Source organism: Kocuria sp. UCD-OTCP, assembly GCF_000349605.1.
Lineage (GTDB): Bacteria > Actinomycetota > Actinomycetes > Actinomycetales > Micrococcaceae > Kocuria > Kocuria rosea.
In genome coordinates this window covers 81578-106087 of sequence record NZ_KB714683.1, presented here as the reverse complement: position 1 = coordinate 106087, position 24510 = coordinate 81578, and the positions used below count along the sequence as shown (strand labels likewise).

Annotated in this window: 26 protein-coding genes; 15 read left to right on the top strand and 11 right to left on the bottom strand. The window is 74.8% G+C overall.

Annotated elements, in window-relative coordinates; all coding sequences use genetic code 11:
* Positions 1-24 precede the first annotated feature (24 nt).
* Positions 25-1251, bottom strand: coding sequence for an FAD-dependent oxidoreductase (locus tag H488_RS34135; RefSeq protein WP_017834741.1), 1227 nt, complete (start codon positions 1249-1251; stop codon positions 25-27).
* A 194-nt stretch (positions 1252-1445) separates the two neighbouring features.
* Here H488_RS34135 and H488_RS34130 point away from each other — a divergent pair, with 194 nt between their 5' ends.
* The gene (locus H488_RS34130; protein ID WP_017834740.1) at positions 1446-2003 is read left to right on the top strand and encodes a dihydrofolate reductase family protein; all 558 of its coding nucleotides are present in this window, start codon (positions 1446-1448) and stop codon (positions 2001-2003) included.
* Positions 2004-2024: 21 nt separating this feature from the next.
* Here H488_RS34130 and H488_RS34125 read toward each other — a convergent pair whose 3' ends face one another.
* Positions 2025-3722: a RecQ family ATP-dependent DNA helicase gene (locus tag H488_RS34125; RefSeq protein WP_017834739.1), complete on the bottom strand. Its 1698-nt coding sequence runs from the start codon at positions 3720-3722 to the stop codon at positions 2025-2027.
* 211 nt (positions 3723-3933) lie between these two features.
* Here H488_RS34125 and H488_RS34120 point away from each other — a divergent pair, with 211 nt between their 5' ends.
* The gene (locus H488_RS34120; RefSeq protein ID WP_017834738.1) at positions 3934-4686 is read left to right on the top strand and encodes a sulfite exporter TauE/SafE family protein; all 753 of its coding nucleotides are present in this window, start codon (positions 3934-3936) and stop codon (positions 4684-4686) included.
* A gap of 13 nt (positions 4687-4699) precedes the next feature.
* On the opposite strand, the gene H488_RS34115 is transcribed toward H488_RS34120, so the two are convergent.
* Both H488_RS34115 and H488_RS34110 read right to left on the bottom strand, forming a co-directional pair.
* Positions 4700-5122: a ChaB family protein gene (locus tag H488_RS34115; RefSeq protein ID WP_017834737.1), complete on the bottom strand. Its 423-nt coding sequence runs from the start codon at positions 5120-5122 to the stop codon at positions 4700-4702.
* Positions 5123-5157: 35 nt separating this feature from the next.
* Positions 5158-6060: an SDR family oxidoreductase gene (locus tag H488_RS34110; RefSeq protein WP_017834736.1), complete on the bottom strand. Its 903-nt coding sequence runs from the start codon at positions 6058-6060 to the stop codon at positions 5158-5160.
* A 188-nt stretch (positions 6061-6248) separates the two neighbouring features.
* Here H488_RS34110 and ilvD point away from each other — a divergent pair, with 188 nt between their 5' ends.
* Positions 6249-7940, top strand: coding sequence for a dihydroxy-acid dehydratase (gene ilvD, locus H488_RS34105; RefSeq protein WP_031283704.1), 1692 nt, complete (start codon positions 6249-6251; stop codon positions 7938-7940).
* Positions 7941-8036: 96 nt separating this feature from the next.
* On the opposite strand, the gene H488_RS34100 is transcribed toward ilvD, so the two are convergent.
* Positions 8037-8873, bottom strand: coding sequence for an SRPBCC family protein (locus tag H488_RS34100; protein WP_017834734.1), 837 nt, complete (start codon positions 8871-8873; stop codon positions 8037-8039).
* 216 nt (positions 8874-9089) lie between these two features.
* On the opposite strand from H488_RS34100, the gene H488_RS34095 reads away from it, so the two are divergent.
* From H488_RS34095 to H488_RS34075, 5 genes are all read left to right on the top strand, one after another.
* Complete coding sequence (locus tag H488_RS34095; RefSeq protein WP_126349766.1) at positions 9090-9647, top strand: hypothetical protein; 558 nt, start codon at positions 9090-9092, stop codon at positions 9645-9647.
* A 10-nt stretch (positions 9648-9657) separates the two neighbouring features.
* Complete coding sequence (locus H488_RS34090) at positions 9658-10890, top strand: sensor histidine kinase (protein ID WP_150110403.1); 1233 nt, start codon at positions 9658-9660, stop codon at positions 10888-10890.
* Positions 10887-11591: a response regulator gene (locus tag H488_RS34085; protein WP_017834731.1), complete on the top strand. Its 705-nt coding sequence runs from the start codon at positions 10887-10889 to the stop codon at positions 11589-11591. Before H488_RS34090 ends, H488_RS34085 begins: the two co-directional genes overlap by 4 nt.
* A gap of 179 nt (positions 11592-11770) precedes the next feature.
* A complete protein-coding gene (locus H488_RS34080) occupies positions 11771-12307 on the top strand; it encodes a hypothetical protein (RefSeq protein WP_017834730.1) in 537 nt (178 codons plus the stop codon).
* Positions 12308-12433: 126 nt separating this feature from the next.
* Positions 12434-12757, top strand: coding sequence for a hypothetical protein (locus H488_RS34075; protein WP_017834729.1), 324 nt, complete (start codon positions 12434-12436; stop codon positions 12755-12757).
* Here H488_RS34075 and H488_RS34070 read toward each other — a convergent pair.
* From H488_RS34070 to H488_RS34050, 5 genes are all read right to left on the bottom strand, one after another.
* A complete protein-coding gene (locus H488_RS34070) occupies positions 12732-13259 on the bottom strand; it encodes an Lrp/AsnC family transcriptional regulator (RefSeq protein ID WP_043739643.1) in 528 nt (175 codons plus the stop codon). The two genes, H488_RS34075 and H488_RS34070, sit on opposite strands and share 26 nt — an antisense overlap.
* A gap of 389 nt (positions 13260-13648) precedes the next feature.
* Positions 13649-14668, bottom strand: a complete 1020-nt coding sequence (locus tag H488_RS34065; RefSeq protein ID WP_017834727.1) for a permease prefix domain 1-containing protein — start codon at positions 14666-14668, stop codon at positions 13649-13651.
* A gap of 5 nt (positions 14669-14673) precedes the next feature.
* A complete protein-coding gene (locus H488_RS34060; RefSeq protein ID WP_031283698.1) occupies positions 14674-15030 on the bottom strand; it encodes a PadR family transcriptional regulator in 357 nt (118 codons plus the stop codon).
* An 81-nt stretch (positions 15031-15111) separates the two neighbouring features.
* Positions 15112-15903, bottom strand: coding sequence for a nitroreductase family protein (locus H488_RS34055; protein WP_017834725.1), 792 nt, complete (start codon positions 15901-15903; stop codon positions 15112-15114).
* 25 nt (positions 15904-15928) lie between these two features.
* Positions 15929-16315 (bottom strand): hypothetical protein, encoded by a 387-nt coding sequence (locus H488_RS34050; RefSeq protein WP_017834724.1) that lies wholly within the window; start codon positions 16313-16315, stop codon positions 15929-15931.
* 129 nt (positions 16316-16444) lie between these two features.
* Between H488_RS34050 and H488_RS34045 the strand changes: the two genes are divergently transcribed.
* The 5 genes from H488_RS34045 to H488_RS34025 all read left to right on the top strand — a co-directional run bounded on the left by H488_RS34045 (position 16445) and on the right by H488_RS34025 (position 22420).
* Positions 16445-17212 carry a methyltransferase domain-containing protein gene (locus H488_RS34045; protein ID WP_017834723.1) on the top strand — a complete coding sequence of 256 codons (768 nt, stop codon included), beginning with the start codon at positions 16445-16447 and terminating at the stop codon, positions 17210-17212.
* Positions 17213-17262: 50 nt separating this feature from the next.
* Positions 17263-18501, top strand: a complete 1239-nt coding sequence (locus H488_RS34040) for an NAD-dependent epimerase/dehydratase family protein (RefSeq protein ID WP_017834722.1) — start codon at positions 17263-17265, stop codon at positions 18499-18501.
* Positions 18502-18509: 8 nt separating this feature from the next.
* Positions 18510-19667: a glycosyltransferase family 4 protein gene (locus tag H488_RS34035; protein WP_031283693.1), complete on the top strand. Its 1158-nt coding sequence runs from the start codon at positions 18510-18512 to the stop codon at positions 19665-19667.
* 113 nt (positions 19668-19780) lie between these two features.
* Positions 19781-21190 carry an MBL fold metallo-hydrolase gene (locus H488_RS34030; protein ID WP_017834720.1) on the top strand — a complete coding sequence of 470 codons (1410 nt, stop codon included), beginning with the start codon at positions 19781-19783 and terminating at the stop codon, positions 21188-21190.
* A gap of 417 nt (positions 21191-21607) precedes the next feature.
* Complete coding sequence (locus tag H488_RS34025) at positions 21608-22420, top strand: hypothetical protein (RefSeq protein ID WP_150110402.1); 813 nt, start codon at positions 21608-21610, stop codon at positions 22418-22420.
* Between the two features lie 121 nt (positions 22421-22541).
* Here the strand turns inward: H488_RS34025 and H488_RS0119120 are convergent, their stop codons facing one another.
* Positions 22542-23624: an FUSC family protein gene (locus H488_RS0119120; RefSeq protein ID WP_017834719.1), complete on the bottom strand. Its 1083-nt coding sequence runs from the start codon at positions 23622-23624 to the stop codon at positions 22542-22544.
* Positions 23625-23704: 80 nt separating this feature from the next.
* Here H488_RS0119120 and H488_RS34020 point away from each other — a divergent pair, with 80 nt between their 5' ends.
* Together H488_RS34020 and H488_RS34015 are read left to right on the top strand one after the other, a co-directional pair.
* Positions 23705-24115, top strand: a complete 411-nt coding sequence (locus H488_RS34020) for a camphor resistance protein CrcB (protein ID WP_017834718.1) — start codon at positions 23705-23707, stop codon at positions 24113-24115.
* Positions 24112-24483, top strand: a complete 372-nt coding sequence (locus tag H488_RS34015) for a fluoride efflux transporter FluC (RefSeq protein WP_031283686.1) — start codon at positions 24112-24114, stop codon at positions 24481-24483. The genes H488_RS34020 and H488_RS34015 overlap by 4 nt, the downstream gene beginning before the upstream one ends.
* Positions 24484-24510 lie beyond the last annotated feature (27 nt).

The following is a 24510-nucleotide window of genomic DNA, read 5'->3' as shown; positions in this document are numbered from 1 at the left end:
GCCGGCCGGGCGGGAGGGCTCCTGTCAGGCGCGGGACAGCGGGCGCACGTGCTCGGGCCGCAGACCGATGCCGATCGCCCGCCCGGTGAGGTGGGGCAGGAACGGCAGCGCCCGGACGAGGCCCAGCGGCACCGGGGGCCGCGGCCGCGCCCCGGTCCGGGCCGGCACGAGCCGGCGGGCCAGCACGAGCTGGAACAGCTGGGTGGCGCGCGCCGGCCACGCCCGCCGGCGCTGCACCCGCGCGAGATCCCGCGCCCGCACCCCGCCGCGCAGCAGCCGCGGCCCGAGCAGGTTCGCCGCCGCGACCGCGTCCTGGATCGCGAGGTTGATGCCCACGCCCCCGGCCGGGGACATCGCGTGCGCGGCGTCGCCGAGGAACAGGATCCCGGGCCGCCACCAGCGGCGCAGTCGGTCCACGCGCACGCGCAGCAGCTTCACCTGGTCCCAGTCCTCGATCGTGGTGACCCCCTCCCCCAGCCCGGGGGCGAGCGCGCGCACCCTCTCCCGGAAGGCGTCCAGCCCCTGGGCGCGCAGGGCGTCGTGCTCGCCGGCCCGCACGATCATGGCGGCCTGCCAGTAGCCGGTGCGCGGCAGGGCCACCACCGCGCCGTCCCCGGCGTTGAACAGCGGCTGCTCCTGCCCCTCGCGGCGGGGCACGCGGAACCACAGCACGTCCATCCGCGACGGCGAGGCCCTGGGCACCAGGCCGGCCGCGGCCCGCAGCACGGAGTCGCGGCCGTCGGCGGCCAGCACCAGCTCGGCCCGGATCCGCACCGGCGCCCCGTCGTCGTCGTGCGCCGTGACGCCGGTGCACCGGCCGTCCTCGACGAGCAGGCCGTCGGCGGCCGTGGAGCGCAGCAGCCGGAAGCCGGGCATCGCCTCGCCCTTCTCGGCGAGCAGGTCCAGGAAGTCCCACTGCGGCAGGAATGCGATGAACGGGCAGCGCACGGGCAGGCGGTCGAACCGGCCGACCACCACCGTCTCGCCGCCGAGGGAGACGGTGGCGCGCTCCACGCGGGTGTGCGGCAGCGCCAGGACGTCCTCGAGCCAGCCGAGCTCGGCCATCAGCTCGAGGGTGGAGGGGTGCAGGGTGTCGCCGCGGAAGTCGCGCAGGAAGTCCCCGTGCTTCTCCAGGACCACCACGTCCACGCCCTGCCGCGCGAGCAGCACCCCGGCCATCAGCCCGGCCGGGCCGCCGCCCACCACGCAGCACGTGGTCCGCACCTGCTCCGTCGTCCGCTCCGCCGCCACGGGTGCCTCCCGGGCCCTCGCTCGTCCGCTGTCCCTGCCGACGATCCCACCGGGGTGGCGGTCGCGCAAGAGGCGGCCCGGCCGGCGTCCCGGCCGGACGCGTCATCCCGCGCCGCCCCCTTCCCCCGGCCGACCGGGAGCGCGAGAGTGGGAACCGCAGCGCCGGACGCCGACCCCACCGACAGGAGATCCCCATGGGCACGCTGATCGTCACCGAGTTCATCACCCTCGACGGCGTCGTCGACTCCCCCGGCGGCGGCCCGCACCCGCACGCGGGCTGGAGCTTCCGGCACGTGACCTATGACGAGGCGGCCTACGAGCTCAAGGACCGGGAGCAGAAGGAGGCGGCGGCGATGCTGATGGGCCGGGTCAGCTACGACGAGTTCGCCCCCGTCTGGCCGTCGATGGAGGAGTTCGCCGAGTACAACGCCATGCCCAAGTACGTGGTCTCCTCCACCCTGGAGGACCCGCGCTGGCACAACACCTCCGTGCTGCGCTCCCTCGACGAGGTCGCGCGGCTGAAGGCCACGGTCGACGGCACGATCCTCGTGCACGGCAGCGCCACCCTGGCCAAGGGCCTCGCCGCCGCGGATCTCGTGGACCGGTACCACCTGCTGGTGTTCCCCGTGCTGCTCGGCGCGGGCCGCCGTCTCTTCGACGACAGCACCGACACGTTCCGCACCCTGGAGCTGGTGGAGCACGAGGCCTACGCCAACGGCGTCCTCAAGTCCGTCTACGACGTCGTCCGCTGACCGGCGGCCGCCCGTCGGGGCTCACGGTCCCTCATCCGGCCGTTCCCCGGAGCCGCGCACCAGCAGCCCGTCGTGCTCCTCGATCAGGCGCAGGGAGAGCTCCTTGTACCCGACCGCGTCGAACAGCACGGTGATCCGGTCCGGCTCCGCGCCCATCACGATCCCGTGGCCCCACTCGCGGTGGGTGACCGGACTCTGGATCTCCCAGCCGTGCGGGGTGGCGGCGGACCGCTCCGCGGCCTCGGCGGCGGAGCCGGTCTCCGAGCAGGTGTCGCAGTTGCCGCACCAGCCGTCGGTCTCCTCGCCGAAGTAGTGGAGCAGCCAGTCCCGCCGGCACCCGTCCGTCTCGGCGTAGCCCCGCATCATGTCGATCCGCGAGCGGTCGATCCGGTGCTGGGCCTCGGCCTCCGCGAGCGCGGCGGCGACGGCGTCCTCCGGCGCGACCCCGTCCACGGCCCGGTAGCCCTCGGGCCGGGCCAGCACGCCGCCGCTGTGCTCGAGCAGGTGCAGGGCCCGGGCCTGGGCCCGGGGGCCCAGGCCGGTGTGCTCGCGCAGCTCGCGGGCCCGGACCGGCCCGTGCCCGAGGACGGCGCGGAAGACCTGCTCGAGGTCCGCCGGCTCGGGGGCGGCGCCGGCGAAGTACTGCTGGAGCCCCAGGTCCTCGGAGCGGTAGTGCAGCACGGCGAGGGCGGGTCTCCCGTCCCGGCCGGCCCGGCCGATCTCCTGGTAGTAGCTGTCCAGGGAGTCGGGGATGTCCGCGTGCACCACGAAGCGCACGTCCGGCTTGTCGATGCCCATCCCGAAGGCGGTGGTGGCCACGACCACGTCCAGCTCGTCGCCGTGGAACCGGGCGTGCACCTCGTCCCGCTCGGACCTCCGGCGTCCCGCGTGGTAGGCCTCGGCGCGCACGCCGCGCCGGACCAGCTCGGCGGCGTAGTCCTCCGTCTCCCGGCGGGTGGCGACGTAGACCAGCCCCGGGCCGGCGAGCCCGGCGACCTCGTCGAGCACCGCCCGGCGCTTGTCGGAGGCCTGGTGGTGGCGCACCACCCGCAGCTCGATGTTGGGCCGGTCGAAGCTGTGCACCAGGACCAGGGGGTCGCGCAGGCCCAGCCGGTCGACTATCTCTGCCCGGGTGTGCGGGGAGGCGGTGGCAGTCAGGGCCACGACGGCCGGGCGCCCCATCCGCTCGACGGCCTCCTGGAGCACCAGGTAGTCGGGGCGGAAGTCGTGGCCCCACGAGGAGATGCAGTGCGCCTCGTCCACCACGAACAGGGACGGCGGGTGCGCGGCGAGCCGCTCGGTGATCTCCTCCCGGGCGAGCTGCTCGGGGGCGAGGAAGAGGAACTTCGCGTCCCCGCGCGCCACGGCGTCCCAGGCGGCGCGCTCGCGCCGCGCCCCCACCGCGGAGTTCACCGCGAAGGCGGCCTCCGCCCCGAGGTCCTCGTTGATCGCCTCGACCTGGTCGTGCTGGAGGGCGATCAGCGGGGACACCACCACGGCGGTCCCGGGCAGGGCGGCGCCCGGGACCTGGTAGATCGCGGACTTGCCGTGGCCGGTGGGCATCACCGCCAGGACGTCGCGGCCGGCCGCCGCCGCCGCCATCGCCTCGAGCTGGCCCTCGCGGAACTCCGTGATGCCGAAGCCGGACGCGGCGACCTCCCGGAGCCGTTCCGCGGTGACCGGTGCGGCGCGCCCGCCCGCGCCCGTGGCGGCACCCACCGGCTCAGCGGGGGATCCGGGCGAGGACGGTCGCGGGCCCGTGCCCGCCCTCGTCGTCGTCGACCAGGTCCCGGCTGGTGCCCATGGTGCCGCTCCCGTCCGCTGCCGCACCCTGCGGCCGTCTCTCCTCACGGCCAGGGTAGGCACCGGATCCGGGAATCACCACGGCGGGCCCGTGTGCGGTCCGGGGCCGGGCTGCCGGAGGCGCAGAATGGGACCCGTGGAAATCATCGTCATCGCCGCCCTCGCGATCCTGGTGGGCTCGGTCCTGCAGCGCGTCTCGGGCACGGGGGTCGGCCTGGTCGTGGCCCCGACCCTCGCCCTGCTGCTGGGCCCCGCCACGGGCGTGCTCGTGACCAACGCGACGACGACCGTCTCCGGCTTCCTCATCATGCTCTCGGTGTGGCGCCACGTGGACTGGCGGCGGTTCGCCCTCATCGCCCCGGCCGCGGCGGTGGGCGCCGTGCCGGCGGCGCTCGTGGTCCGCGAGCTGCCCGCCGCCTGGCTGCAGGTGCTGGTGGGCGGCGTGGTGCTGCTGGCCCTCACCACCATGTTCGGGCTCCCCCGCCTGCCCGAGTGGCCGGGGCGGCTGCCCACGGTGCTCGCCGGGGCGATCGGGGGGTTCTTCAACACCACGGCGGGGGTGGCCGGACCGGTCATGGTGATCCACTCCCGGCTGGCCCGCTGGGAGCAGCGCTCCTTCGCCGCGACCCTGCAGCCGGTGTTCATGACGATGGGCGCCCTGTCGGTGCTCACCAAGACCCTGCTGGGCGCGGCGGGGACCGGCGGGATGCCGCCGTGGTGGGTGGCCCCCGGCGTGGTCCTCACGGTGGTGCTGGGCGTGCGGATCGGCGGGGTCGTCGCCCGCCGCGTGTCCCTGAGCACGGCGCGCACGGTCGCTCTGGTCCTCGCGGGGCTGGGCGGGGCGATCACGCTGGTGCGCGGGCTGCTGGGCGTGCTCTGAGCCCGGCCGCCCCTCAGTCCTCGCGGGCCCGGCGCGTCGCGGCGTCGTTGGCCTTCCGGATCGCGTCGACGAGCTCCTTCTTGGTCATGTAGGAGCGCCCCTCCACGTCGAGCCGCTTCGCCACCTCGTAGAGGTGCTCCTTCGAGGAGTTCGCGTCGACCCCGCCGGCGGTCTCCGCGCGGGAGTCGCGGCCGCCCGCGGCGTGCTCGTCGGAGGGCCCGTACTCTTCCTTGCCCTCCCAGTGGTCGCCGACCTTCTCGTGGGTGTGCTTGAGCGCGCTGTAGGCCGTGCGCGCCGCGCGCTCCTCGTCGCCGTACTCCTCGAGCGCGGAGTCGTAGGTCTTGGCGAACGTGTCCTGCGCCTTCTGCCCCGAGCGCTGCAGGGTGGAGGGCAGTTCGCTCTTCTTGGCGTGGTCGTCCTTGCCGGTCTTGGGCACGAGGTGCTCCTTCCGTAGGGGTGTGGGGGCGCGGCTCAGAAGACGGGCATGCCGCCGGTGACGCCGAGGACGGTGCCGCTGACGTAGCTGGCCTCGGCCGGGCTCGCGAGGAAGACGTAGGCGCCGGCCAGCTCGGCGGGCTGGCCGATCCGGCCCAGGGGCGTCTCCTTGCCCATGTTCGCGACCGCTCCGGGCTCCTTCGTGGCGGGCCCCAGCGGGGTCCACACCGGTCCGGGGGCGACCGCGTTGACGCGGATGCCCTCGGGCCCCAGCTCGGCGGCGAGGTTGGCGGTGACGTTGTTCAGCGCGGCCTTCGTGGCCGCGTAGTCGATCATCGACACGGACGGGTCGTAGGCCTGCACGGACGTGGTGTTGATGATGCTGTCCCCGCGGCCGAGGTGCGGCAGCGCCGCCCGGCTGATCCAGAGGGTGCCGTAGAGGTTGGTGCGCACGGCGCGCTCGAGGTCCTCCGTGGCGAGGCCCTTGAGCCCCGCCTCCCCGCGGGCCCAGTGGAAGCCCGCGTTGTTGACGACCACGTTGAGCCCGCCGAGGCCCTCGACCGCCCGGTCCACGATGTCCCGGCAGCTCTGCTCCTCGCGCACGTCGCCGGGGACCAGGACGGCGGTGCGGCCGGCCTTCTCGATCCACCCCACCACGTCCTGGGCGTCCTCCTGCTCCTCGGGCAGGTAGTTGATCGCGACGTCGGCCCCCTCCCGCGCGAACGCGATGGCCACGGCGCGGCCGATCCCGGAGTCCCCGCCGGTGATGAGGGCCTTGAGCCCCTCGAGCCGGCCCCTGCCCTCCCAGGACGCCTCGCCGTGGTCGGGGACGGGGTCCATGGCGGCGGTCAGCCCCGGGGGCGTCTGCTGCTGCTCGGGCATCCCGCCCTCGTCGTCGGCCATCGCGCGGGCGTGCTGGGAGACGGGTGCCTCGGGCATGTCGGGCTCCTTCGATCAGGTTGCTTATCGTTTGCTTCTCCCACCCTAGGAGGACGGGCGCCCCCTTGTCTTCCCCCGGGGGCACAATCTTCCGCGCCGGCCGTGGACACCCCTCGACGCTCCTCGAGTTCCGTTGATAGGTTCGCGGCACGCACCCCACCGCGCACCGACGACCCGGGAGAGACCGCATGAGCCCCGACATGAAGCCCCGCAGCCGTCAGGTGACCGACGGCATCGACGCGACCGCCAGCCGCGGCATGCTCCGCGCCGTGGGCATGGGCGACGCCGACTGGGAGAAGCCCCAGATCGGCATCGCGAGCTCCTGGAACGAGATCACCCCCTGCAACCTCTCCCTGGACCGGCTCGCCCAGGGCTGCAAGGAGGGCGTCCACGCCGGCGGCGGCTACCCCCTCCAGTTCGGCACGATCTCGGTCTCGGACGGGATCTCGATGGGTCACGTGGGGATGCACTTCTCGCTGGTCTCGCGCGAGGTCATCGCGGACTCCGTGGAAACGGTGATGCAGGCGGAGCGCCTCGACGGGTCCGTCCTCCTGGCCGGGTGCGACAAGTCCCTGCCGGGCATGCTCATGGCCGCCGCGCGCCTGGACCTGGCCTCGGTGTTCCTCTACGCGGGGACCATCGCCCCGGGGTGGGTCAAGCTCACCGACGGGACCGAGAAGGACGTCACCCTCATCGACGCGTTCGAGGCCGTGGGCGCGTGCAAGGCGGGCCTGATGGGCAGGACGGACCTCGACCGCATCGAGCGGGCCATCTGCCCGGGCGAGGGCGCCTGCGGCGGGATGTACACGGCCAACACGATGGCCTCCGTGGCCGAGGCCCTGGGCATGAGCCTGCCCGGCTCCGCGGCCCCGCCCTCGGCGGACCGGCGGCGCGACCAGTTCGCCCACCGCTCCGGGGAGGCCGTCGTCGAGATGCTCCGGCAGGGCATCACGGCCCGGGACGTCCTGACGAAGGAGGCCTTCGAGAACGCCGTCACCGTGCTCATGGCCCTCGGCGGGTCCACCAACGCCGTCCTGCACCTGCTGGCCATCGCCCACGAGGCGGAGGTGGATCTCACCCTCGAGGACTTCAACCGGATCGGGGACCGCGTCCCGCACCTCGCGGACCTCAAGCCGTTCGGCCGGTACGTCATGAACGACGTCGACCGGCACGGCGGCATCCCGGTGGTCATGAAGGCCCTGCTCGACGCCGGGCTGCTGCACGGGGACGCCCTCACCGTGACCGGCCGCACGGTGGCCGAGAACCTGGCCGCCCTGGACCCCGGGCCCCTGGACGGCGACGTGATCCGCACGCTCGACAACCCGATCCACCGCACGGGCGGGATCACCGTCCTGCACGGCTCCCTGGCGCCGGAGGGCGCGGTGGTGAAGTCCGCGGGCTTCGACGCCGAGGTCTTCGAGGGCCCGGCCCGCGTCTTCGAGCGCGAGCAGGCCGCGATGGACGCCCTGGAGGCCGGGGAGATCACGGCCGGGGACGTGCTCGTGATCCGCTACGAGGGCCCCAAGGGCGGCCCCGGCATGCGCGAGATGCTGGCCATCACCGGGGCGATCAAGGGCGCGGGCCTGGGCAAGGACGTCCTGCTGCTCACGGACGGCCGGTTCTCGGGCGGCACCACGGGTCTGTGCATCGGCCACATCGCGCCGGAGGCCGTCGACGCCGGACCGGTCGCGTTCCTGCGCGACGGCGACCGGATCCGGGTGGACCTGGCGGCCCGCTCCCTGGACCTGCTGGTGGACGCCGAGGAGCTGGCGCGGCGGCGCAGCGGCTGGGCTCCCCTGCGCCCGCAGTACGAGGGCGGCGTGCTGGGCAAGTACGTCAAGCTGGTGCGCTCGGCCTCGCTGGGCGCCGTGACCGGCTGACCGGCCGGTTCCGCCGCCCCGCCGAACGGGACGCCCCGTGCACGCACCGGGCCCCGACCGTGTGCGGTCGGGGCCCGGTGCGTGCACGGGGACGAATCAGAGCGGGCCGCCCGCGGGGCGGTCGTCGATGCGCCGGGTGGCGGGGTCCACGCCCGGGTCCGCGTCGACGGTGCCGTCGGCGAGCGTCTCGTCCACGGGCGGGATCGGCGGTACCTCCCCGGTCACGGTCTCCCCGGGAGCCCCCGGCGCCACCGGTGCCACCGGTGCGGCCGGCGCCGCCGGGGGCGCGGTCGACTCGAAGGTCACCGGCTCCGTGTCCGGGCCGGAGTCCTTCTTCTTCGCCGCGGCCGCGACCCCGGCGGCGGCCACCCCGGCCGCGGCGACGCCCGCGGCGACCGCCTTGCCCGAGACCCCGGCCTTGCCGTCGTCACCGCGGGAGGCCGCGGCGTGCTCCACGCCGGGCGTGCCGACCGGGGCGCCCTCGTTGACGGAGCCCCGCCAGGCGCCGGTCGCATAGCCCTCGGCCTCGATGAACTTCTTGAACCGCTCGAGGTCGCCCTCGGCCTGGTTCTCGACCACGTTGAGCTTGTCGCCGACCTTCTCCACGAGGCCCTCGGGCTCGTACTCGAGGACCAGGTGCACCTCGGTCCGCCCGTTGCCGGCGTCGCGGAACGTCACGGTGCCGGCGTTGGTGGCGCCCTCGGTGGCGGCCCAGGAGACCCGGCTGTCGGGGACCTGCTCCACGATCTTCGCCTCCCACTGCCGGCGGACGCCGCCGAGCTCGGCGACCCACTGGAGGCGGTCGGCGCCGAGCTGGGTCACGCTCTGCACGCCGTTCATGAAGTGGGGGAAGTCCTCGAACTGGGTCCACTGGTTGTACACGGTGCTCAGCGGCACGTCGACCACGACATTCTTCTCGACCTTGGTGCTCATGGCATCTCCTTCGATCCGTCTCGACGATCAGGGGCGGCGAAGCGTCGCCGATTCGCCAGTGTGCTTACGATACCGCTGGGCGCGCGGTGTGACCAGGGGTCGGCGGCCCGGCCGGCACCGGGCCGGCCGACACCGGCCCGGGGCGCCCCACGGAGGACTATGGACTTGACGTGGGCGGACGGGGAGAATTGCCGCACGACCTGCGGGGGGCTCGACATGGCGAATCTCGAGACAGAATTCCGGACACTGGTGTCCGTCCAGGACGCGCGGGCAGCTGATGCCGTCGAGGGACACCTGGCGTGGGGACGCCTGGTGGACAGCGACTACGTGCTGGTGCACGGGCCGCCGGACTGGCTGGGACGGGACGTCGACCCCGAGGTGCTGATCGCCCGGGTCGCGTCGGGGCGGACGGACGAGGTCGAGCGGATCAGGATCGCCCGGATCCAGCTGCACGGCGTCCTGCACGACCCCGCGTCCGAGATGACGGGCATCCGGCTCGACCACCCGTCCGGGTGCCCGGCCCAGGGCCCACCGGACGGCGCGGGCTCCGAGCGCCGGCTCGCCACGGGCGCCGAACTGTGCTCGGCCGTGGACACGGTGCTGGGCCCGGCCCCGGCCGAGGAGGCCCCGGACAGCACCGAGGAGGCCCTGCGACCCGTGGTGGCGTGGGAGGAGATCCGGCGCCACTCGATCGTGGAGGACTGCCGGCTGCCCGCTCCTCCCGTCGAGCGGATGTGGATCTGCACCGTCTTCGGCAGGTCCGTGTGCAGCTGAGCGGGACCCGATGAGATCCCGGAGGCACCCCTCGCGCCTGGCCGTGGACCTCGTCGCGGTACCGGTGCTGTGGGGCATCGAGCTCCAGATCACGTGGGACCGCACGGCGGAGCCGGACGCGACCGCCACCTGGGTGGTCGTCCTCACGGCGGCGCTGCTGTACCTGCCCCTGTTCTGGCGCCGGCGCCGGCCCCTGACGGTGCTGGCCCTGGTGTCGCTGGGCGCCGTGGCCGTCCCCCTGCTCGGCTTCGCGTTCCACCCCGTCTTCTGCGTCTGGCTGGCCCTCTTCGCGGCGGCCGCGCACTGCTCCGACCGGAACGCCCTCCTCGGCCTGGCGCTCGCGTTCCTGCCGGTCGCCACGAGCGTGCAGGCCACCGTCCGGGACACTCCCGACCCGTCGATGCGGGTGGCCACGTTCGTCGTCGCCGCGCTGTTCCTCACCGTGGCCCACGTGGTCGTCTTCGGCGTGGGCCGGTGGGTCCGCTGGAGCGTGGCCCAGCGGGCGCTCGTGGCCCGGCTGGCCGCCGCCCGGGCCGAGGCCGAGGAGCGCCAGCGCATCGCCCGCGAGCTGCACGACGTCGTGGCCCACGCGGTGAGCCTCATGGTGCTGCAGGCCGGAGGGGCCGAGCGCGTGATGGACCGGGACCCGGAGCGGGCGCGGGCGGCGCTGCGGCAGGTCGACGAGCTCGGGGAGCAGGCCGTCACGGAGCTGCGGCGCATGCTGGGCCTGCTCTCCCCGGCGCCGTCCGCGGCGGCACAGATCGCGCCGGAGCCAGTGGGCCTGCAGCGATTGGACAGCCTGCTCGACCACCTGCGCACGGCGGGCCGTGAGGTGGAGCTCTGCGTGGCGGGCGAGCCCGGGGCCCTGGAGCCGGCGGTGGACGAGGCCGCGTACCGGATCGCGCAGGAGGCGCTGACCAACGCGGTCAAGCACGCCGCCCCGGACCGCCCGGTCCGGGTCGCCCTCGACTGGGGCCCCCGGGACGTCGAGCTCTCCGTCCGCACGGACGGCGCCGGGGCCCGGGGCCGGCTCTCCGCGCGGCTGTCGACCGGGCACGGGGTGCGGGGGATGGCGGAGCGGGCCCGGGCGGTGGGCGGCGAGGCGACGGCCGGGCCCGATCCGAACGGGGGGTACCTGGTGTCCGCGCGGCTGCCCGTCCGGCCGCCCGGCCCCGGCGACGCCGCGGCGCAGGACGCCGCGGCGACCACGGCGGCCACCGGCCGCGGGGAGGGCACCGGATGACACGGGGCGCGGAACCCGCACCCGTCCGGGTGCTCCTGGTGGACGACGAGGCGATGGTGCGCTCCGGGCTGGCCATGCTCCTCACGGCCGAGCCGGACCTGATCGTCGTCGGGGAGGCCGCCGACGGCGCGGAGGCCGTCGAGGAGACCGCGCGGCTGCAGCCGGACGTGGTGGTCATGGACGTGCGCATGCCCGGCACGGACGGGGTGGCCGCCACCCGGGTGCTCACCTCCGACGCGTTCCTGGACCGGGTGCCGAACGTCCCCGCCGTCCTGGTGCTGACGACCTTCGACGAGGACGCCGCCGTCCACGCCGCCCTGCGGGCGGGCGCCTCCGGCTTCATCCTCAAGAGCTCCGCGCCGAAGGTCCTGGCGGACGCCGTCCGCTCGCTGGCCCGCGGCGGGGGCTGGCTGGACCCGGACGTGACCCGCAGGCTCCTGACCGAGTTCGGCCGCGGGCCCGACCCCTCCGCCCCTCCGCCGGAGCGGCTGCAGCAGCTGACCCGGCGGGAGCGCGAGGTCCTGGTCGCCGTCGCCCACGGCCTGACGAACTCGGAGATCGCCCGGCGCCTGTTCCTCAGCGAGGCGACCGTGAAGACCCACGTCCACCGGATCTTCCTGAAGCTGGGCGTCAGCGAGCGCGCCCAGGCGGTCACGGCGGCGTTCAAGAGCGGGCTCGTCAAGCCCACCGACCGCTTCTGAGCCCTGCCCCCGGTCCCGCGCGTACCACCCCGGTTGTACGCCGGAGTTCACCTCCCGGGTGGACGCCGGGAGGTGCCCCCCACTGCGACCCTGGTCCTGTCGGTTCGAGAAGTTCCCCTCCGGACCCCGGGCAGGAACCGCCGGCACCCACGAAATCTCTGTCCCGCAGGAGACCCGAAATGTCCATCGAAACCAGCACGACCGCAGCCCCGCAGCCGGCCGGCGCCCGCCGCCACGCCCGCAAGGCGGTGCTGTCCCTGGCCTCCCTGACCCTGGCCGCAGGCGCCCTGCCGCTGCTGGGCGCCCCGGCCCAGGCCGCACCGGCCCAGGCCGCCTCGACGCAGTCCTCGGTGCTCGAGACGGCGTCGCACAAGCCCCACCAGAAGCACTGCTCGGTCGACGCCCACAAGCCGTCCTGGACGTGGCACCACGGGAAGAAGTACGTCAAGTACCCCTTCCACGTGAAGTGCCACAAGGGATACAAGGTGGAGGTCAAGCAGTACTACTACGCGGTGGACAAGCACGACCACCACTACTACACCGGCGGCCACCACGACTACTACTGGGGCGGCTCCTGGGGCGGCGAGCACTGGAAGCACCTGGACCACCACGACGCCAAGAAGGTCTACCACGTGGTCAAGTACCGCTACTACGACGGCAAGCACTGGTCCCCCTGGTACCAGGAGACCAGCCACTGGACCGGTCTCGGCCACTGACCGGACGGCACCGGGGGCCGGCCGGACACCGGACGACCCCCGGACCGCTCCTCCTCCCGACGCCCCCGAGGCCGTCCCCCGGCACTGCGCGCGGGGGACGGGCTCCCGACACCACAAGAGCCGATCATGGACCTCACCCATCAGCACCCCGCCGCCAGGGCCTGGGACCTCGCTCCCGGCGACACCTTCCACGGGCGCACCATCACGGCCGTTCGCGGCGTGGTGGGACTCGCCCTCAGCCCGGTGGCCGTCATCTCCTTCACGGAGGACGACCGGGAGCACCGCGCCCAGGCCCGGATCGGCGCCGCCCACTGCGAGACGCACCAGCACTACGACGACATCATGCTCAGCGCCCGCGCGTGGGTCCGCACCCACGGCCTGCACGAGGGGGACGCCGTGGACCTGGACCGGCTGCGCGCCGAGGTCATGGGCGCGGCCGCCCGGAACTGACCCCGCCCCTCCCCAGGACCTCGTCCCCCGCGAGCAGCGGCGCCACCCGGTACGGGATGACCGTGCGCAGGAACATGCTCGTGGAGGTCCGCAGGATGCCGGGGCACAGCCGGATCTCCTCGGAGACCCGGTAGAGGTCCTCGGGATCCTTCGCCACCACCCGGCACAGCAGGTCCGTCTGCCCCGCGGGGGCGAACACCTCGATGACCTGCGGGATCGCCTGCAGTCCCGCGATCGCCTCGTCGAGCTGGTGCTGGTCGAGCTCCACGGCCACGCTCGCGGCCAGGCCGTAGCCGAGCGCCGCGGGCGTCACCCGGGTGCTGTGCGGGCGCAGCGCGGGGCTCGCGCGGTAGCGCTCGAGCCGGGCGTGGATCGTCCCGCGCGCCAGACCGGTGCGCTGGGCCAGGGCCAGCACCGTCATCCGCGGGTCCTCGTCCAGCGCCGCCAGGATCCTCCGGTCCGTCGCGTCCAGCGGACCCGCTGCCGCCCCGCCGTTCGTCATGCTGACCACCGCAGCCCCACTTCCCCGCCTCGATCTGATCGATCTGACCGGTTCCAGAGTAGACGTTTGCGCACAGTGCCGACCAGGGTGTCGAATGATGGTCACACGATGCGCCACCTGACCCGGTTCGGTGCATCCCGGCCGGCGCCGGTCGCCCACGAGGCGTCCCGCGTCCCGCGCTGCCCGGCACCCCGCGGCGGCAGAGGCCCCCTTCCGGCCCGCGGGAGCTCCTCGGAGCTCCCGCGGGCCGAGTGCTGCCACCGGCTCAGTGCTCCCGCGGACAGGAGCGGCGGNGAGCTCCTCGGAGCTCCCGCGGGCCGAGTGCTGCCACCGGCTCAGTGCTCCCGCGGACAGGAGCGGCGGGCGCCTTCGCCGGTGGGCGCCGCCGCTCAGCGCCGCCGGCCCGTCGACCGGCGGCAGGCGAGGAAGCTCGCCACGAGGTCCCAGACGGTGACGACCACCACGAGCGCGACCCCGATCTGCGCGAACTCCTCACCCACCCAGCCGCGCTCGCGGAAGACCGGGTTCACCACGGACTCGGTGCGCAGCACGGTGATGAGCAGCGCGGCCATGGCGAGATCCAGGACGGCGCTGACCCCGAACAGCGCCCAGGACCAGCGGCGGCGGAAGAAGCGCAGCAGCTCCCACCCCCAGGCCAGCAGCACGATCCCCAGGTAGAGCGGCACCCAGGGCGTCCACACGGCGGGGTCGAGCAGGGGCTCGCCGGCGAGCGGGCCCTCACGGAGCAGCGGCCGCGAGAGCAGGAACGGCGCGGCGAAGGCCAGGCCCAGGGCGATGGTGGCCCAGACCAGCTCCCCCACGGTCGAGTCCCGCTCCGGGCGCGGCGGCGGCAGCTGCTCGACCGTCCAGCGCGGGGGCGCCTCCGCCGCCGCCCCGGTCTCCCCCCGGAAGCCGCGCTCCACCGCCTCCGCGACCTCCGTGCGCTCCACCACGGCGAAGACGACGACGGCGATGCCCGCCCCCATGAGCGCCCCCTGGATCGCGGCACCGACCGCGGGGGCGAGCGAGAGCACGAGGTAGGTGACCAGGTCCTCGCGCCCCGCCTCCCCGAAGAGCCGGCCGATCAGGGTGAGCCCGCCGAAGAGGCCGGCCAGGACGGGCACCAGGACCTTCAGCAGCTCGAGGAAGTCGTGGTAGTGCTCGGGCCCGATCAGGTGCCGCGGGCCGGGGCCGTAGTCCTCGGCCAGCAGGGCGGGGTCGCCGAGCTCCTCGAGGGCGCGGCGCTCCGCCTCGGCCGGCGGGAGGCCGTGCGCCACGCCATCGTCGACCATGTCGGCGACGGTGCCCCGCAGCTCCCGGGACACGTCCTCGCGGGCTCGGGGCGGCAGGCGCCGGGCGACCTCGTGGAGATAGCTCTCGGTGCGCGGGGTGAGGGTGCTGGCGGACATGGCGATCAGTCCTCGGGACGAGTGGGGCGGGCGAGGGTGGACAGGGCGGCGTGCAGCCGGAGCCGCTCGGCCTCGAGGGCGTCCCGGACGCGGGCCCCCGGACCGGTGATCCGGTAGAACTTGCGGGGCCGGGACTCGTCGGTGTTCCAGTCGCTCTCGAGCAGGCCCTGCGCCTCGAGCCGGCGCAGCAGCGGGTAGAGCGTGTTGGCCTCGACGTCGAGCCCCGCGTCACCGAGGGTCCGGAGCAGGGCGTAGCCGTAGCGGGGCTCGTCCAGGACGAGCAGGCAGGCCAGGACCACCGTGCCGCGGCGCAGCTCCTGGAAGTGGGAGGCCACGATCGGGTCGCTCGGTTCAGCTGCCATGACCACACGATAGTGTGTGTCACACACTAATGGAAGAGCCGCCCGCCCCACGCCGCGGCTCTCGTCGCCGGCGGGCGGCGCTCAGTCGTCCCAGCCCTCCTGCGGCGTGGCGCAGGACTCCCGGAAGACGTACTGGGAGATCCGGCGCCGCTCCCGGCTGGACCAGTCGATGGCCGGGCGGCGGTGCTCCTCGGGGACGTAGCCCAGGCGGTAGACGGCCATGAGCTCGAGGTCCTCGGGCACGTCCAGCAGGTTCACGACCTCGGCCCACCGGGCGGGCGCCTCCATGGGGAAGGAGATGAACTGGATGCCCATGCCGAGCTCCACGGTGGTCAGCCAGAGGTTCTCCATGGCCGCGCCCATCGAGAACAGCGAGTAGAACCCGGAGAGCTCCCCGGGCCGGTACTCGCGGCGGTCGAGCATCACACCGATCAGCAGGGGGGAGCCCGCCACGAGCTTGTGGTTCTCCGCGCCCAGGGTCTGGGGCACCCGCAGCCGGTTCATCATCGCCTGCCCGCCCGGGGTGAACGCCTTCTTGGTGAAGGGGCGCAGCACCGCGGGCAGCTTGTCGAAGAGCATCCCGAAGCGCTGCTCCTCCATCTCCTGCCTGCTGAAGCGGAAGTAGCGCTTGTACCGGTCGAAGAAGCTCCCCTCGGCCATCACCTGCGTCATCGAGTCGGCGCTGATCCGGGCGATCCGGTCGATGGTCCCCCGGTCCTCGATCAGCACGAAGCGCCACGGCTGGCTGTTGAACTGGGAGGGTGCGGCCGCGGCCGTGCGCAGCAGCAGCTTCTGATGCTCCGGGGACACCCGGTCCGGCAGGAACGGGCCGTTGGTGGTGCGGCGGTTGAAGACGACGTCGAGGAACTCCATGTGCTCTCCGGTCAGGTCGGGCGGCTCAGCCGGCGCGGGCGGCGCGGGCTCGGAACAGGGCGGTGGCGTAGAACGGCGCCGCGGACAGCGCGGCGAGCGCGTGGCGGCGCGGGTGCCCCTGGGCGGGCGTGCCGAGGTGCGGCAGGGCGGCCAGGGGCAGCAGCGCCGGCGCCAGGGCCCGGCCCGCCGCGCGCCCGGAGGCGGAGGAGGAGCCGGCGGCGAGGACCGCGGCCAGCGCCGTCGTCGTGGTGGTGGTGACGTAGAGGGCGTGGTGGATCCAGCGGAACCGGCCCGTGCGCACGATCCCGGCGCCGACGGACGCCCCCAGGGCCGCGTTGGCGGCCCAGCACGCGCTCGCGAGGCCGATCCACGGGCCGGGTCGCGAGCCCACGGCGTGCACGGTGTGTCCCACGCGGTCCCCTCCTGCCGTCCGGTCCTGCCCGGCACCGGCCGGGAGCCCCAGTCTAGTGACGGCACCCCGCGCCGCCCCCGGCCCGCCGTGCTCCTTGGCGGATCGTGTCGGCCCGCGGAGAATGGGCAGATGCCCTCCGTCCAGCCGCGCTCCCGGCCCGACCTCTCCCGGCGGGACGCCGAGCTGCGCGAGCTCATGGACGACCCCTGCTGCGATCTCGTCGCACTGCGGCGCACCTACGCACGCTTCGACGTGGTCAACTCCCTGGTCGCCGGGTGGGCCGCGACCTACCGGCGCCGGATTCGGCCCCTGGCCGTGCCCGGCCGGCCGCTGACCCTCCTGGACGTCGGCGCCGGCGGCGGGGACGTGGCACGCGCCCTGGCCCGGTGGGCGCAGCGGGACGGGATCGACCTGCGGGTCACCGGCATCGACCCGGACGCCCGCGCCCACGAGTGGGCCTCGGCGCGGACCCGCCGCTGGTCGACCCGGCACTCGCGGGCAGTGCCCCCGGTCTTCCGGCGGGTCACCAGCCGGGAACTGGTCGCGGCCGGCGTGACGTTCGACGTGGTGGTCTCCAACCACCTGCTCCACCACTTGGACCCGGGGCCGGTGCGGGACCTCGCGGCGGACTCGGAGCACCTGGCCGGCCGGCTCGTGCTGCACAACGACCTCGTGCGCAGCCCGGCGGCCTACCGGCTGTACTCGGTGGGCGTGCTGCCCCTGGCCCCGGGCTCCTTCCTGCGCACCGACGGGCTGCGGTCCCTGCGCCGCGCCTACCTGCCCCACGAGCTGCGCGAGCTGACCGGTCCGGGCTGGGAGGTGCTCCCCGGTTCGTTCGGGCACCAGCAGCTGGTCCTGGACCGTTCACTCCCGGTTCACGCGCGTGCCCCACGCTGAGCGCGAGACCGACAGGACGGGCCCGGCAGCGGCCCGGGAACGGAGCACCAGTGAAGATCGCGATCCTCGGCGGCGACGGCTTCTGCGGCTGGCCCGCGGCCCTGCACCTGTCCGCGCGCGGCCACGACGTGGTGGTGGTGGACAACTTCTCCCGCCGCGCCATCGACGTCCGGCTCGGGACGGAGTCGCTGACGCCCATCCGCGGCCTCGACGAGCGCCGCGCGGCCTGGCAGGAGCTGACGGGCCGGCGGATCGGCGGGGCCGAGATCGACCTCGCCGCCGACTACGAGGCGTTCCTCGACCTCCTGGTCGTCGAGCGCCCGGACGCCGTGGTGCACTTCGCGGAGCAGCGGGCGGCGCCGTACTCCATGCGCACCCCGGCCACGAAGCGCTACACGGTGGACAACAACGTCGGCGCCACGCACAACGTGCTGTGCGCGGTCGTGGAGTCCGGGCTGGACGTCCACGTGGTGCACCTGGGCACCATGGGGGTCTACGGGTACGGCACCGCCGGGATGCGCATCCCGGAGGGCTACCTGGACGTGGAGGTCCCCGGACCGCACGGCACGGTCCCCCAGCAGATCCTCTACCCCTCCCACCCCGGCTCGCTGTACCACATGACCAAGGTCCTGGACCAGACCATGTTCGCGTTCTACGCCAGGAACGACCGCCTGCGGATCACCGACCTGCACCAGGGCATCGTCTGGGGCACCGGCACCGCGGAGACGGCGCTCGACGAGCGGCTCGTCACCCGCTTCGACTACGACGGCGACTACGGCACGGTGCTCAACCGCTTCCTCGTCCAGGCGGCGGTCGGCCACCCGCTGACCGTGCACGGCACCGGCGGGCAGACCCGGGCGTTCATCCACCTCCAGGACATGGTCCGGTGCGTGGAGCTGGCACTGCTCCACCCCCCGGCGGCCGGCGACCGCGTGAAGATCTTCAACCAGATGACGGAGACCCACCGGGTCCGCGACCTCGCGGAGCTCGTGGCCGGGCTCACCGGCGCCGAGGTGGAGATGGTCCCCAATCCCCGCCAGGAGTCCGCGGAGAACGACCTGCACGTGGACAACGACGCGTTCCTGGACCTCGGCCTGCGGCCCACCACCCTCTCGGAGGGGCTGCTGCTCGAGGTCGAGCGGACCGCCGTGCGCTGGGCCCACCGCGTGGACCGCTCCCGCATCCCGGCGACGTCCGTGTGGAACTCCCGCCGGCGCCCGGGGATCCCGGCGCGGCCGGTCCGCTCCGCGGTCCCGGCCGCGCCCGCGCCCATGTCCGCGGGCGCCTGAGCCGGCGGATGCGGATCGCGCTCTGGACGGACGTCTTCGCCCCGAACGTCGACGGGGTGGTGACGCGCCTGACGCGCACCCTGGACGAGCTCGGGGACCTCGGCCACGAGGTGCTCGTGCTCACGCCGGGGGATCCGCCCGGGCGCTGGGGTCCGCACCGGGCGGTCAGGGCCCCGTCCGTGACGTTCCCCTGGTACCGGGACGTCCGGGGAGGCCTGCCGTCCCCGCGCACGGAGCGGGCCGTGTCGGCGTTCCGCCCCGACGTGGTGCACGCCGTGAACCCGGTGTGGTTCGGCGCGTGGGGCGCGCTCTCCGCGCGGACGCGGGACCTGCCGCTGCTGGCGTCCTTCCACACCGACGTGCCGCAGTACATGAGCGTGTTCGGGCACGGGCTCGGCGCCCTGCGCCGGCCCGTGGAGCGGTGGATCCGCACGACCCACAACCTCGCCGAGGTCAACCTGTGCACGTCGGGGCCCATGGTGGACCGGGCTGCGGCCCTGGGCGTGCGCCGCGTGGCGCTGTGGCCCAAGGGCGTGGACACCGCCCTGTTCCACCCCGCCAGGGCCTCCGCCGCGATGCGGTCCCGGCTCACCGGCGGGCACCCCGGGGAGCGGCTGGTGCTCTCCGTGGGGCGGCTGTCGAGGGAGAAGAACGTGGCGGCGCTGCTCGAGCCGATCCGGCGGCTGCCGGGCACCCGGCTCGCCGTGGTGGGCGACGGCCCGCACCGGCCCGAGCTCGAACGGCGCTTCGCGGGCACCCCCACGGTCTTCCCGGGCCGGCTCGCCGGGGAGGAGCTGGCGGCCGCCTACGCCTCGGCGGACGTGCTCGCCTTCCCGTCCACCACCGAGACGCTGGGTCTCGTGGCCCTGGAGTCCCTGGCGAGCGGGGTGCCGGTGGTCGGCGCCCGGGCCGGCGGCATCCCGTTCGCGGTGGCCCACGGGCGGACGGGGCTGCTCGTGCCGCCCGGCGACGCGGACGCGCTCACCGCGGGCCTGGCCCGGCTGCTCGACGACGCGGCCCTGCGCGCGCGGATGGGCGCCGCCGGCCTGGCGGAGGCCGAGGGCCTGGGCTGGCGGGCCGCGACGGAGTTCCTCGTGGCCTCCTACGAGGAGGCGGTCCGCCGGCACCGGAGCCGCCGGCCGCCGCCCCGGCACCCCCACGGCTAGATACCCCAGGGGGTACTTGCACGATACCCCCAGGGGTATTATCGTTGTGCTCAGGACGACGCGGGAACCCCCTCCGGACACGCGTCACCAGCCATCGAACGAAGGAGAACCCCATGCTGATCGAGCGCATCTACGACGAGGACCTCGCCCAGGCCAGCTACTTCATCGGGTGCCAGCGCACCGGCCAGGCGCTGGTGGTCGACGCCCGCCGCGACATCGACGTCTACCGGGACATGGCCGCGAAGAACGGCATGGAGATCACCGCCGTCACCGAGACCCACATCCACGCCGACTACCTCTCCGGCACCCGCGAGCTGGCTGCGGCCACCGGCGCGGACATCCACGTCTCCGGCGAGGGCGGGGAGGACTGGCAGTACGAGTTCGAGGCCGCCCGCCTGCACGACGGCGACGAGATCCGCATCGGCAACATCGTGGTGGCCGCGGTGCACACCCCGGGCCACACCCCCGAGCACCTGTCCTTCCTGGTCACCGACGGCGCCTTCGCCGACGCCCCGGGCTACCTGCTCACCGGCGACTTCGTGTTCTCCGGCGACCTGGGCCGCCCGGACCTCCTCGACGAGGCCGCCGGCGGCGTGGACACCCGCTTCCTCGGCGCGAAGCAGATGTTCGCCAGCCTCAAGGAGAAGTTCCTGACCCTGCCCGACCACGTCCAGGTCTTCCCCGGCCACGGTGCGGGCTCGGCCTGCGGCAAGGCCCTGGGTGCGATCCCCTCCACCACGGTGGGCTACGAGCGCCTCTACGCCTGGTGGGGCCCCTACCTGGCGGCCGACGACGAGGCCGGCTTCGTCGCCGAGCTGCTCGACGGCCAGCCCGACGCACCGTTCTACTTCGGCCGGATGAAGAACCAGAACCGCCGGGGCCCGGCCGTCATGGGCGAGCGGGCACCCCTGCCCGAGCTCGACCCGCAGCAGGTCGCACAGCAGCTGGCGGCCGGCGAGGTGACCTTCGTGGACACCCGCTCCGCGGACGAGGTGCACACCGGGACCGTGTCCGGGGCGCTGAACATCCCGGCGGGGAAGTCCATCGCGACCTTCGGCGCCTGGGCCGTGAACCCCGAGGCCGACGACCGGCCGCTGGTGCTGCTGGCACCCGACCAGGAGGCCGCCCAGGAGTTCTGGGACCACCTGGTGCGCGTGGGCATCGACGCCGTGGCCGGCTACGTCACCGGGATCGAGGGCCTGCCGCAGACCACCCCGCGGCTGGTCTCCCCCGAGGAGGTCGAGACCTTCGACAAGGCCGTCCTGCTGGACGTGCGCGCCGTGAGCGAGCACACCGCCGGCCACATCCCCGGCTCCACCCAGCTGCACGGCGGCCGGGTCCTGTGGAACCTGGACCGGCTCCCGGAGCAGGGCACGATCGTGACCTACTGCCAGAGCGGGCTGCGCAGCTCGGTCGTGGCCTCGACCCTGCGCCACGCCGGCTACGACGTGGTGGAGCTCGAGGGCTCCTACGCCGCCTGGTCCGCCGGGCAGGAGGCCCTGGAGGCCACCCCCGCCGGCTGAGCCCCGCTCCGCTCGGACGGCAGCCCCGCCCCTGACGCCGCGTCCTCCCGGTGCCACCGCACCGGGGGGACGCGGCGTCCTGCGTACCCGGCTCCCGTCCTGTGCGCGCAGGACGGCAACCGGGGACACCCAGGGCGCGCAGGACGCCGCCGGAGCCCAGCGGCCGGGGCCCGCACGCGCCCGACCCGTTCACTATTGTCAACACGGACTACCGGCAAGTAGTTTGACGGCACAGCAGTCCGTCGGACGCGCTCCGGATCTCCGCGAGCTCCGCGGTGCACGCCGCACGACCAGCAGCACGACATTTCCTGTCGCCCCCGCCGCCGCGCGGACCGGCGGCGCGGGGGGAGGTCCTGCCGCGCGCTGCCGGCCGCGGGGCGACCCCGGGGCGACGACCGAGCACAGGAGACACAGGACATGACTGCTGGAAAGACATGGGCGGCCACGGGCGCCACCGCCGCGATGCTGGCCGGAGGCCTCCTCCTCGGGGCCCCGGCGGCCGTCGCGGCCCCGGGGGACCCCGCCTGCCTGCAGGCCACGGCACAGCTGGACGCGGCGCTGGCCGGGGCCGGGCTCACCCCCGAGTCGCTCGGGGCGCTCGACCTCTCGGCCGAGGCCGTGGCCGCCGCCGAGGCCCAGTACGCCGCGCTCGTCGAGGGCGCCGGCGGGCCGAGCCTGGAGGAGCTGGAGGCGGCCGCTGCCGCGCTGATGACGGCCCAGGAGTCGGGCGACGCGGAGGCCGTCGCCCTGGCCGAGGCCCGCCTGGTGGAGCTCGACCAGCAGCTCACCGTTGCGCTCGGCACGCTCGACCCCGCCGTCGCGGAGCAGGCCGTCGCCGAGGCCGCCGTGGCGTTCGAGGCGCTGCTGGCCGAGCTGGCCCTCGACGAGAGCGCGGTCGACCAGTTCCTCGTGCTCCTCGAGCAGGCCGTCCTGGCCTGCGAGGCGCCCGCGGCCCCGGCCCCCGTGGCGCCGGTGCTCCCGGCCCCGGTGGAGCAGGCCCCGGCACCCGTCGTGGCGGCGCCGGTCGAGGCAGCACCCGTCGTGGCAGCACCCGTCGAGGTGCCCGCCGAGACCGCGCCGGTGGAGGTCAACCCGGGCCTCAACATGCAGACCGCCGTCGCGGAGCCGGAGCAGCGTCCCGGCGCCGGCCTGGCCGCGGGCCTGCTCGCCGCGGGGATCGCCGCGAGCGCGGCGGGCGCGCTGCGCCTGCGGCGGCGCAGCCGGTCCTGAGCCGCCCGCCGTCCCGGTGGCCCCACTGGCCCCGGGACGGCGCGACCCCGGGGCCGCGCCGACGCCGCCCCGGGGCCCGAGACCGCCCTGGGATCCGAAGGCCTCGGGACGGAGGAGGCCTCTAGCCCCGGGTCACGGCGCTGCTGCCGGCCGTCGGGGCGGTCGGCGGGTCCAGGACCGCCACGAGCCGGGCGAGGTCCTGGGCCGCGGCCATGACGAGCCGGTCCTCCGCCCGGGAGGGGTCGGTGAGATCGGAGTGGAGCCGGCCCACCAGGGAGCGGACCCGCTCGGCGGCCTCCTCCGGATCCTCATCCGCGGCCCACGCCCGCACCGCGTCGGCGGCGGACTGCACCGCCTCGCCGAGCCGGGCGGTCAGGGCCGCGGGCACCAGCCAGTCGTGCGCCTGGTGGTCGTAGAGCTCGCGCACCGCGTCCGTGAAGCCCCGGAGGTGGAAGATGACGTTCTCGAGCTTCAGCAGGGAGCCGTAGCCGGGGTCCCCCGGGTCCGCGGCGGGTCGCCGCCGCCGCCGGAGCACCATCCGGGGGTTGCCGCGGGCGCTGCGCGCCGACTCGTCGACCGCCTCGCGCACCTCGCCGGTGATCCGCACCAGGGAGTGGTTGCGCCGGCGCCAGTCCCGTCCCCCGGTGGTGCCGGGCTCGGCGAGCTCCCCGGCGACGTCCTCGAGGTAGTCGACGACGACGTTCTGCAGCCGATCCAGCTGCAGGCGGGCCGTGCGGAAGTCCAGGGGCGGGAGGACCGTCACGTTGACGAGCAGCCCGATCGCCACGCCCACCGACATCTGGACGAGGAAGCCCGCCGAGAAGCCCTCGGCGTCCTGGCCCCCGACGATGAGGACGAACAGGGCGCCGACCGGGACGTACTCCGCCCCGGCCCCGAGCCGGCGGATGCCCGCCAGCAGGACGCCCAGGCCGACCGCCACCGAGACCGTCACGAGATTGGGCTCACCGACCAGCAGGACTCCTGCGGCCAGCATGATGCCCAGGGCGATGCCCGCCACCGTCTGCAGCCCCGCGCGCATCGAGCCCAGCACGGTCGGGTACATCGCGGAGATCGCGCCCAGCGGGGCGTAGTACGGGTAGTCGTCGATCACCCCGGGCATCCGCTGGGCCACGACCCAGGACAGGGCCACGGCGAGCGAGGTCTTGAGGGCCAGGAGGATCCGGGCGCCGCGTATCGTCTGCACCCGGACATCCTACGGACCGGCCGGTAGGATCGAGCCCGCCGACCGCTCCCCCCGGGGAGCCCGCCCCGAGGAGCACCCCCATGAGCCGACCGCCGCACCGGCGCCTGCTGCTGGTCCTCGCCGTGGGAGCCGGCGGGGCGCTGGGCACCGGCGCCCGCCACGGACTCGCCGCGCTGGTGCCGACGGTGGCCGGCTGGCCCCTGGCCACCCTGACGGCGAACCTGCTCGGGGCGTTCCTGCTGGGGGTGCTCCTGGAGGCCCTCCTGCGGCGCGGCGAGGAGACCCCCCGCGGGATGCTGCTGCGCCTCGGCGCGGGCACCGGGGCGCTGGGCGGCTTCACGACGTTCTCCTCGCTCGCCCTCGAGACCGAGCGGCTGCTGACCGGCGGGGCCGCGGGACAGGCACTGGCCTACGTGGGGATCTCGCTGGTCTGCGGGTTCCTGGCGTGCCTCGCCGGCACCGTCCTCGCGGCCCGCGGGCGGCGCGCGTGACCGCCCTTCTGATCTGCCTCCTCGGCGGACTGGGCGCGATGGCCCGGTTCGCGGTGGACGGGACCGTGCGGCAGCGGTGGGGGACGTCCTTCCCCGCCGGCACCGTGGTCGTCAACGTGAGCGGCTCGTTCCTGGCCGGCCTCCTGTCCGGGGCCGCACTGGCCGGGGTGCTGGGCGGGCCCGCGGCGTCGGTCGCCGTGATCGGCTTCTGCGGCGGATACACCACCTTCTCCACCGCGATGGCCGACACCGTGCGGCTGGTCCGGGACGGCAGGACGCTCCGGGCGGTGCTCAACGCCGCGGGCACCGGCGCGCTGACCGTGCTCGCGGTGCTCGCGGGGCTGGCCGCGGCCGCACCGCTGCGCTGAGCCGCCGCACCGGCCGCCCGGCCGGTC

What these genes read in the sequence shown, in the direction of transcription:
- H488_RS34130 (WP_017834740.1), top strand. Translation starts at nt 1,446, where the DNA reads ATGGGCACGCTGATCGTCACCGAGTTCATCACCCTCGACGGCGTCGTC.
- H488_RS34120 (WP_017834738.1), top strand. Translation starts at nt 3,934, where the DNA reads ATGGGACCCGTGGAAATCATCGTCATCGCCGCCCTCGCGATCCTGGTG.
- H488_RS34110 (WP_017834736.1), bottom strand. Translation starts at nt 6,060, where the DNA reads ATGCCCGAGGCACCCGTCTCCCAGCACGCCCGCGCGATGGCCGACGAC.
- ilvD (WP_031283704.1), top strand. Translation starts at nt 6,249, where the DNA reads ATGAGCCCCGACATGAAGCCCCGCAGCCGTCAGGTGACCGACGGCATC.
- H488_RS34100 (WP_017834734.1), bottom strand. Translation starts at nt 8,873, where the DNA reads ATGAGCACCAAGGTCGAGAAGAATGTCGTGGTCGACGTGCCGCTGAGC.
- H488_RS34095 (WP_126349766.1), top strand. Translation starts at nt 9,090, where the DNA reads ATGGCGAATCTCGAGACAGAATTCCGGACACTGGTGTCCGTCCAGGAC.
- H488_RS34090 (WP_150110403.1), top strand. Translation starts at nt 9,658, where the DNA reads ATGAGATCCCGGAGGCACCCCTCGCGCCTGGCCGTGGACCTCGTCGCG.
- H488_RS34085 (WP_017834731.1), top strand. Translation starts at nt 10,887, where the DNA reads ATGACACGGGGCGCGGAACCCGCACCCGTCCGGGTGCTCCTGGTGGAC.
- H488_RS34080 (WP_017834730.1), top strand. Translation starts at nt 11,771, where the DNA reads ATGTCCATCGAAACCAGCACGACCGCAGCCCCGCAGCCGGCCGGCGCC.
- H488_RS34075 (WP_017834729.1), top strand. Translation starts at nt 12,434, where the DNA reads ATGGACCTCACCCATCAGCACCCCGCCGCCAGGGCCTGGGACCTCGCT.
- H488_RS34070 (WP_043739643.1), bottom strand. Translation starts at nt 13,259, where the DNA reads ATGACGAACGGCGGGGCGGCAGCGGGTCCGCTGGACGCGACGGACCGG.
- H488_RS34065 (WP_017834727.1), bottom strand. Translation starts at nt 14,668, where the DNA reads ATGTCCGCCAGCACCCTCACCCCGCGCACCGAGAGCTATCTCCACGAG.
- H488_RS34060 (WP_031283698.1), bottom strand. Translation starts at nt 15,030, where the DNA reads ATGGCAGCTGAACCGAGCGACCCGATCGTGGCCTCCCACTTCCAGGAG.
- H488_RS34055 (WP_017834725.1), bottom strand. Translation starts at nt 15,903, where the DNA reads ATGGAGTTCCTCGACGTCGTCTTCAACCGCCGCACCACCAACGGCCCG.
- H488_RS34045 (WP_017834723.1), top strand. Translation starts at nt 16,445, where the DNA reads ATGCCCTCCGTCCAGCCGCGCTCCCGGCCCGACCTCTCCCGGCGGGAC.
- H488_RS34035 (WP_031283693.1), top strand. Translation starts at nt 18,510, where the DNA reads ATGCGGATCGCGCTCTGGACGGACGTCTTCGCCCCGAACGTCGACGGG.
- H488_RS34030 (WP_017834720.1), top strand. Translation starts at nt 19,781, where the DNA reads ATGCTGATCGAGCGCATCTACGACGAGGACCTCGCCCAGGCCAGCTAC.
- H488_RS34025 (WP_150110402.1), top strand. Translation starts at nt 21,608, where the DNA reads ATGACTGCTGGAAAGACATGGGCGGCCACGGGCGCCACCGCCGCGATG.
- H488_RS34020 (WP_017834718.1), top strand. Translation starts at nt 23,705, where the DNA reads ATGAGCCGACCGCCGCACCGGCGCCTGCTGCTGGTCCTCGCCGTGGGA.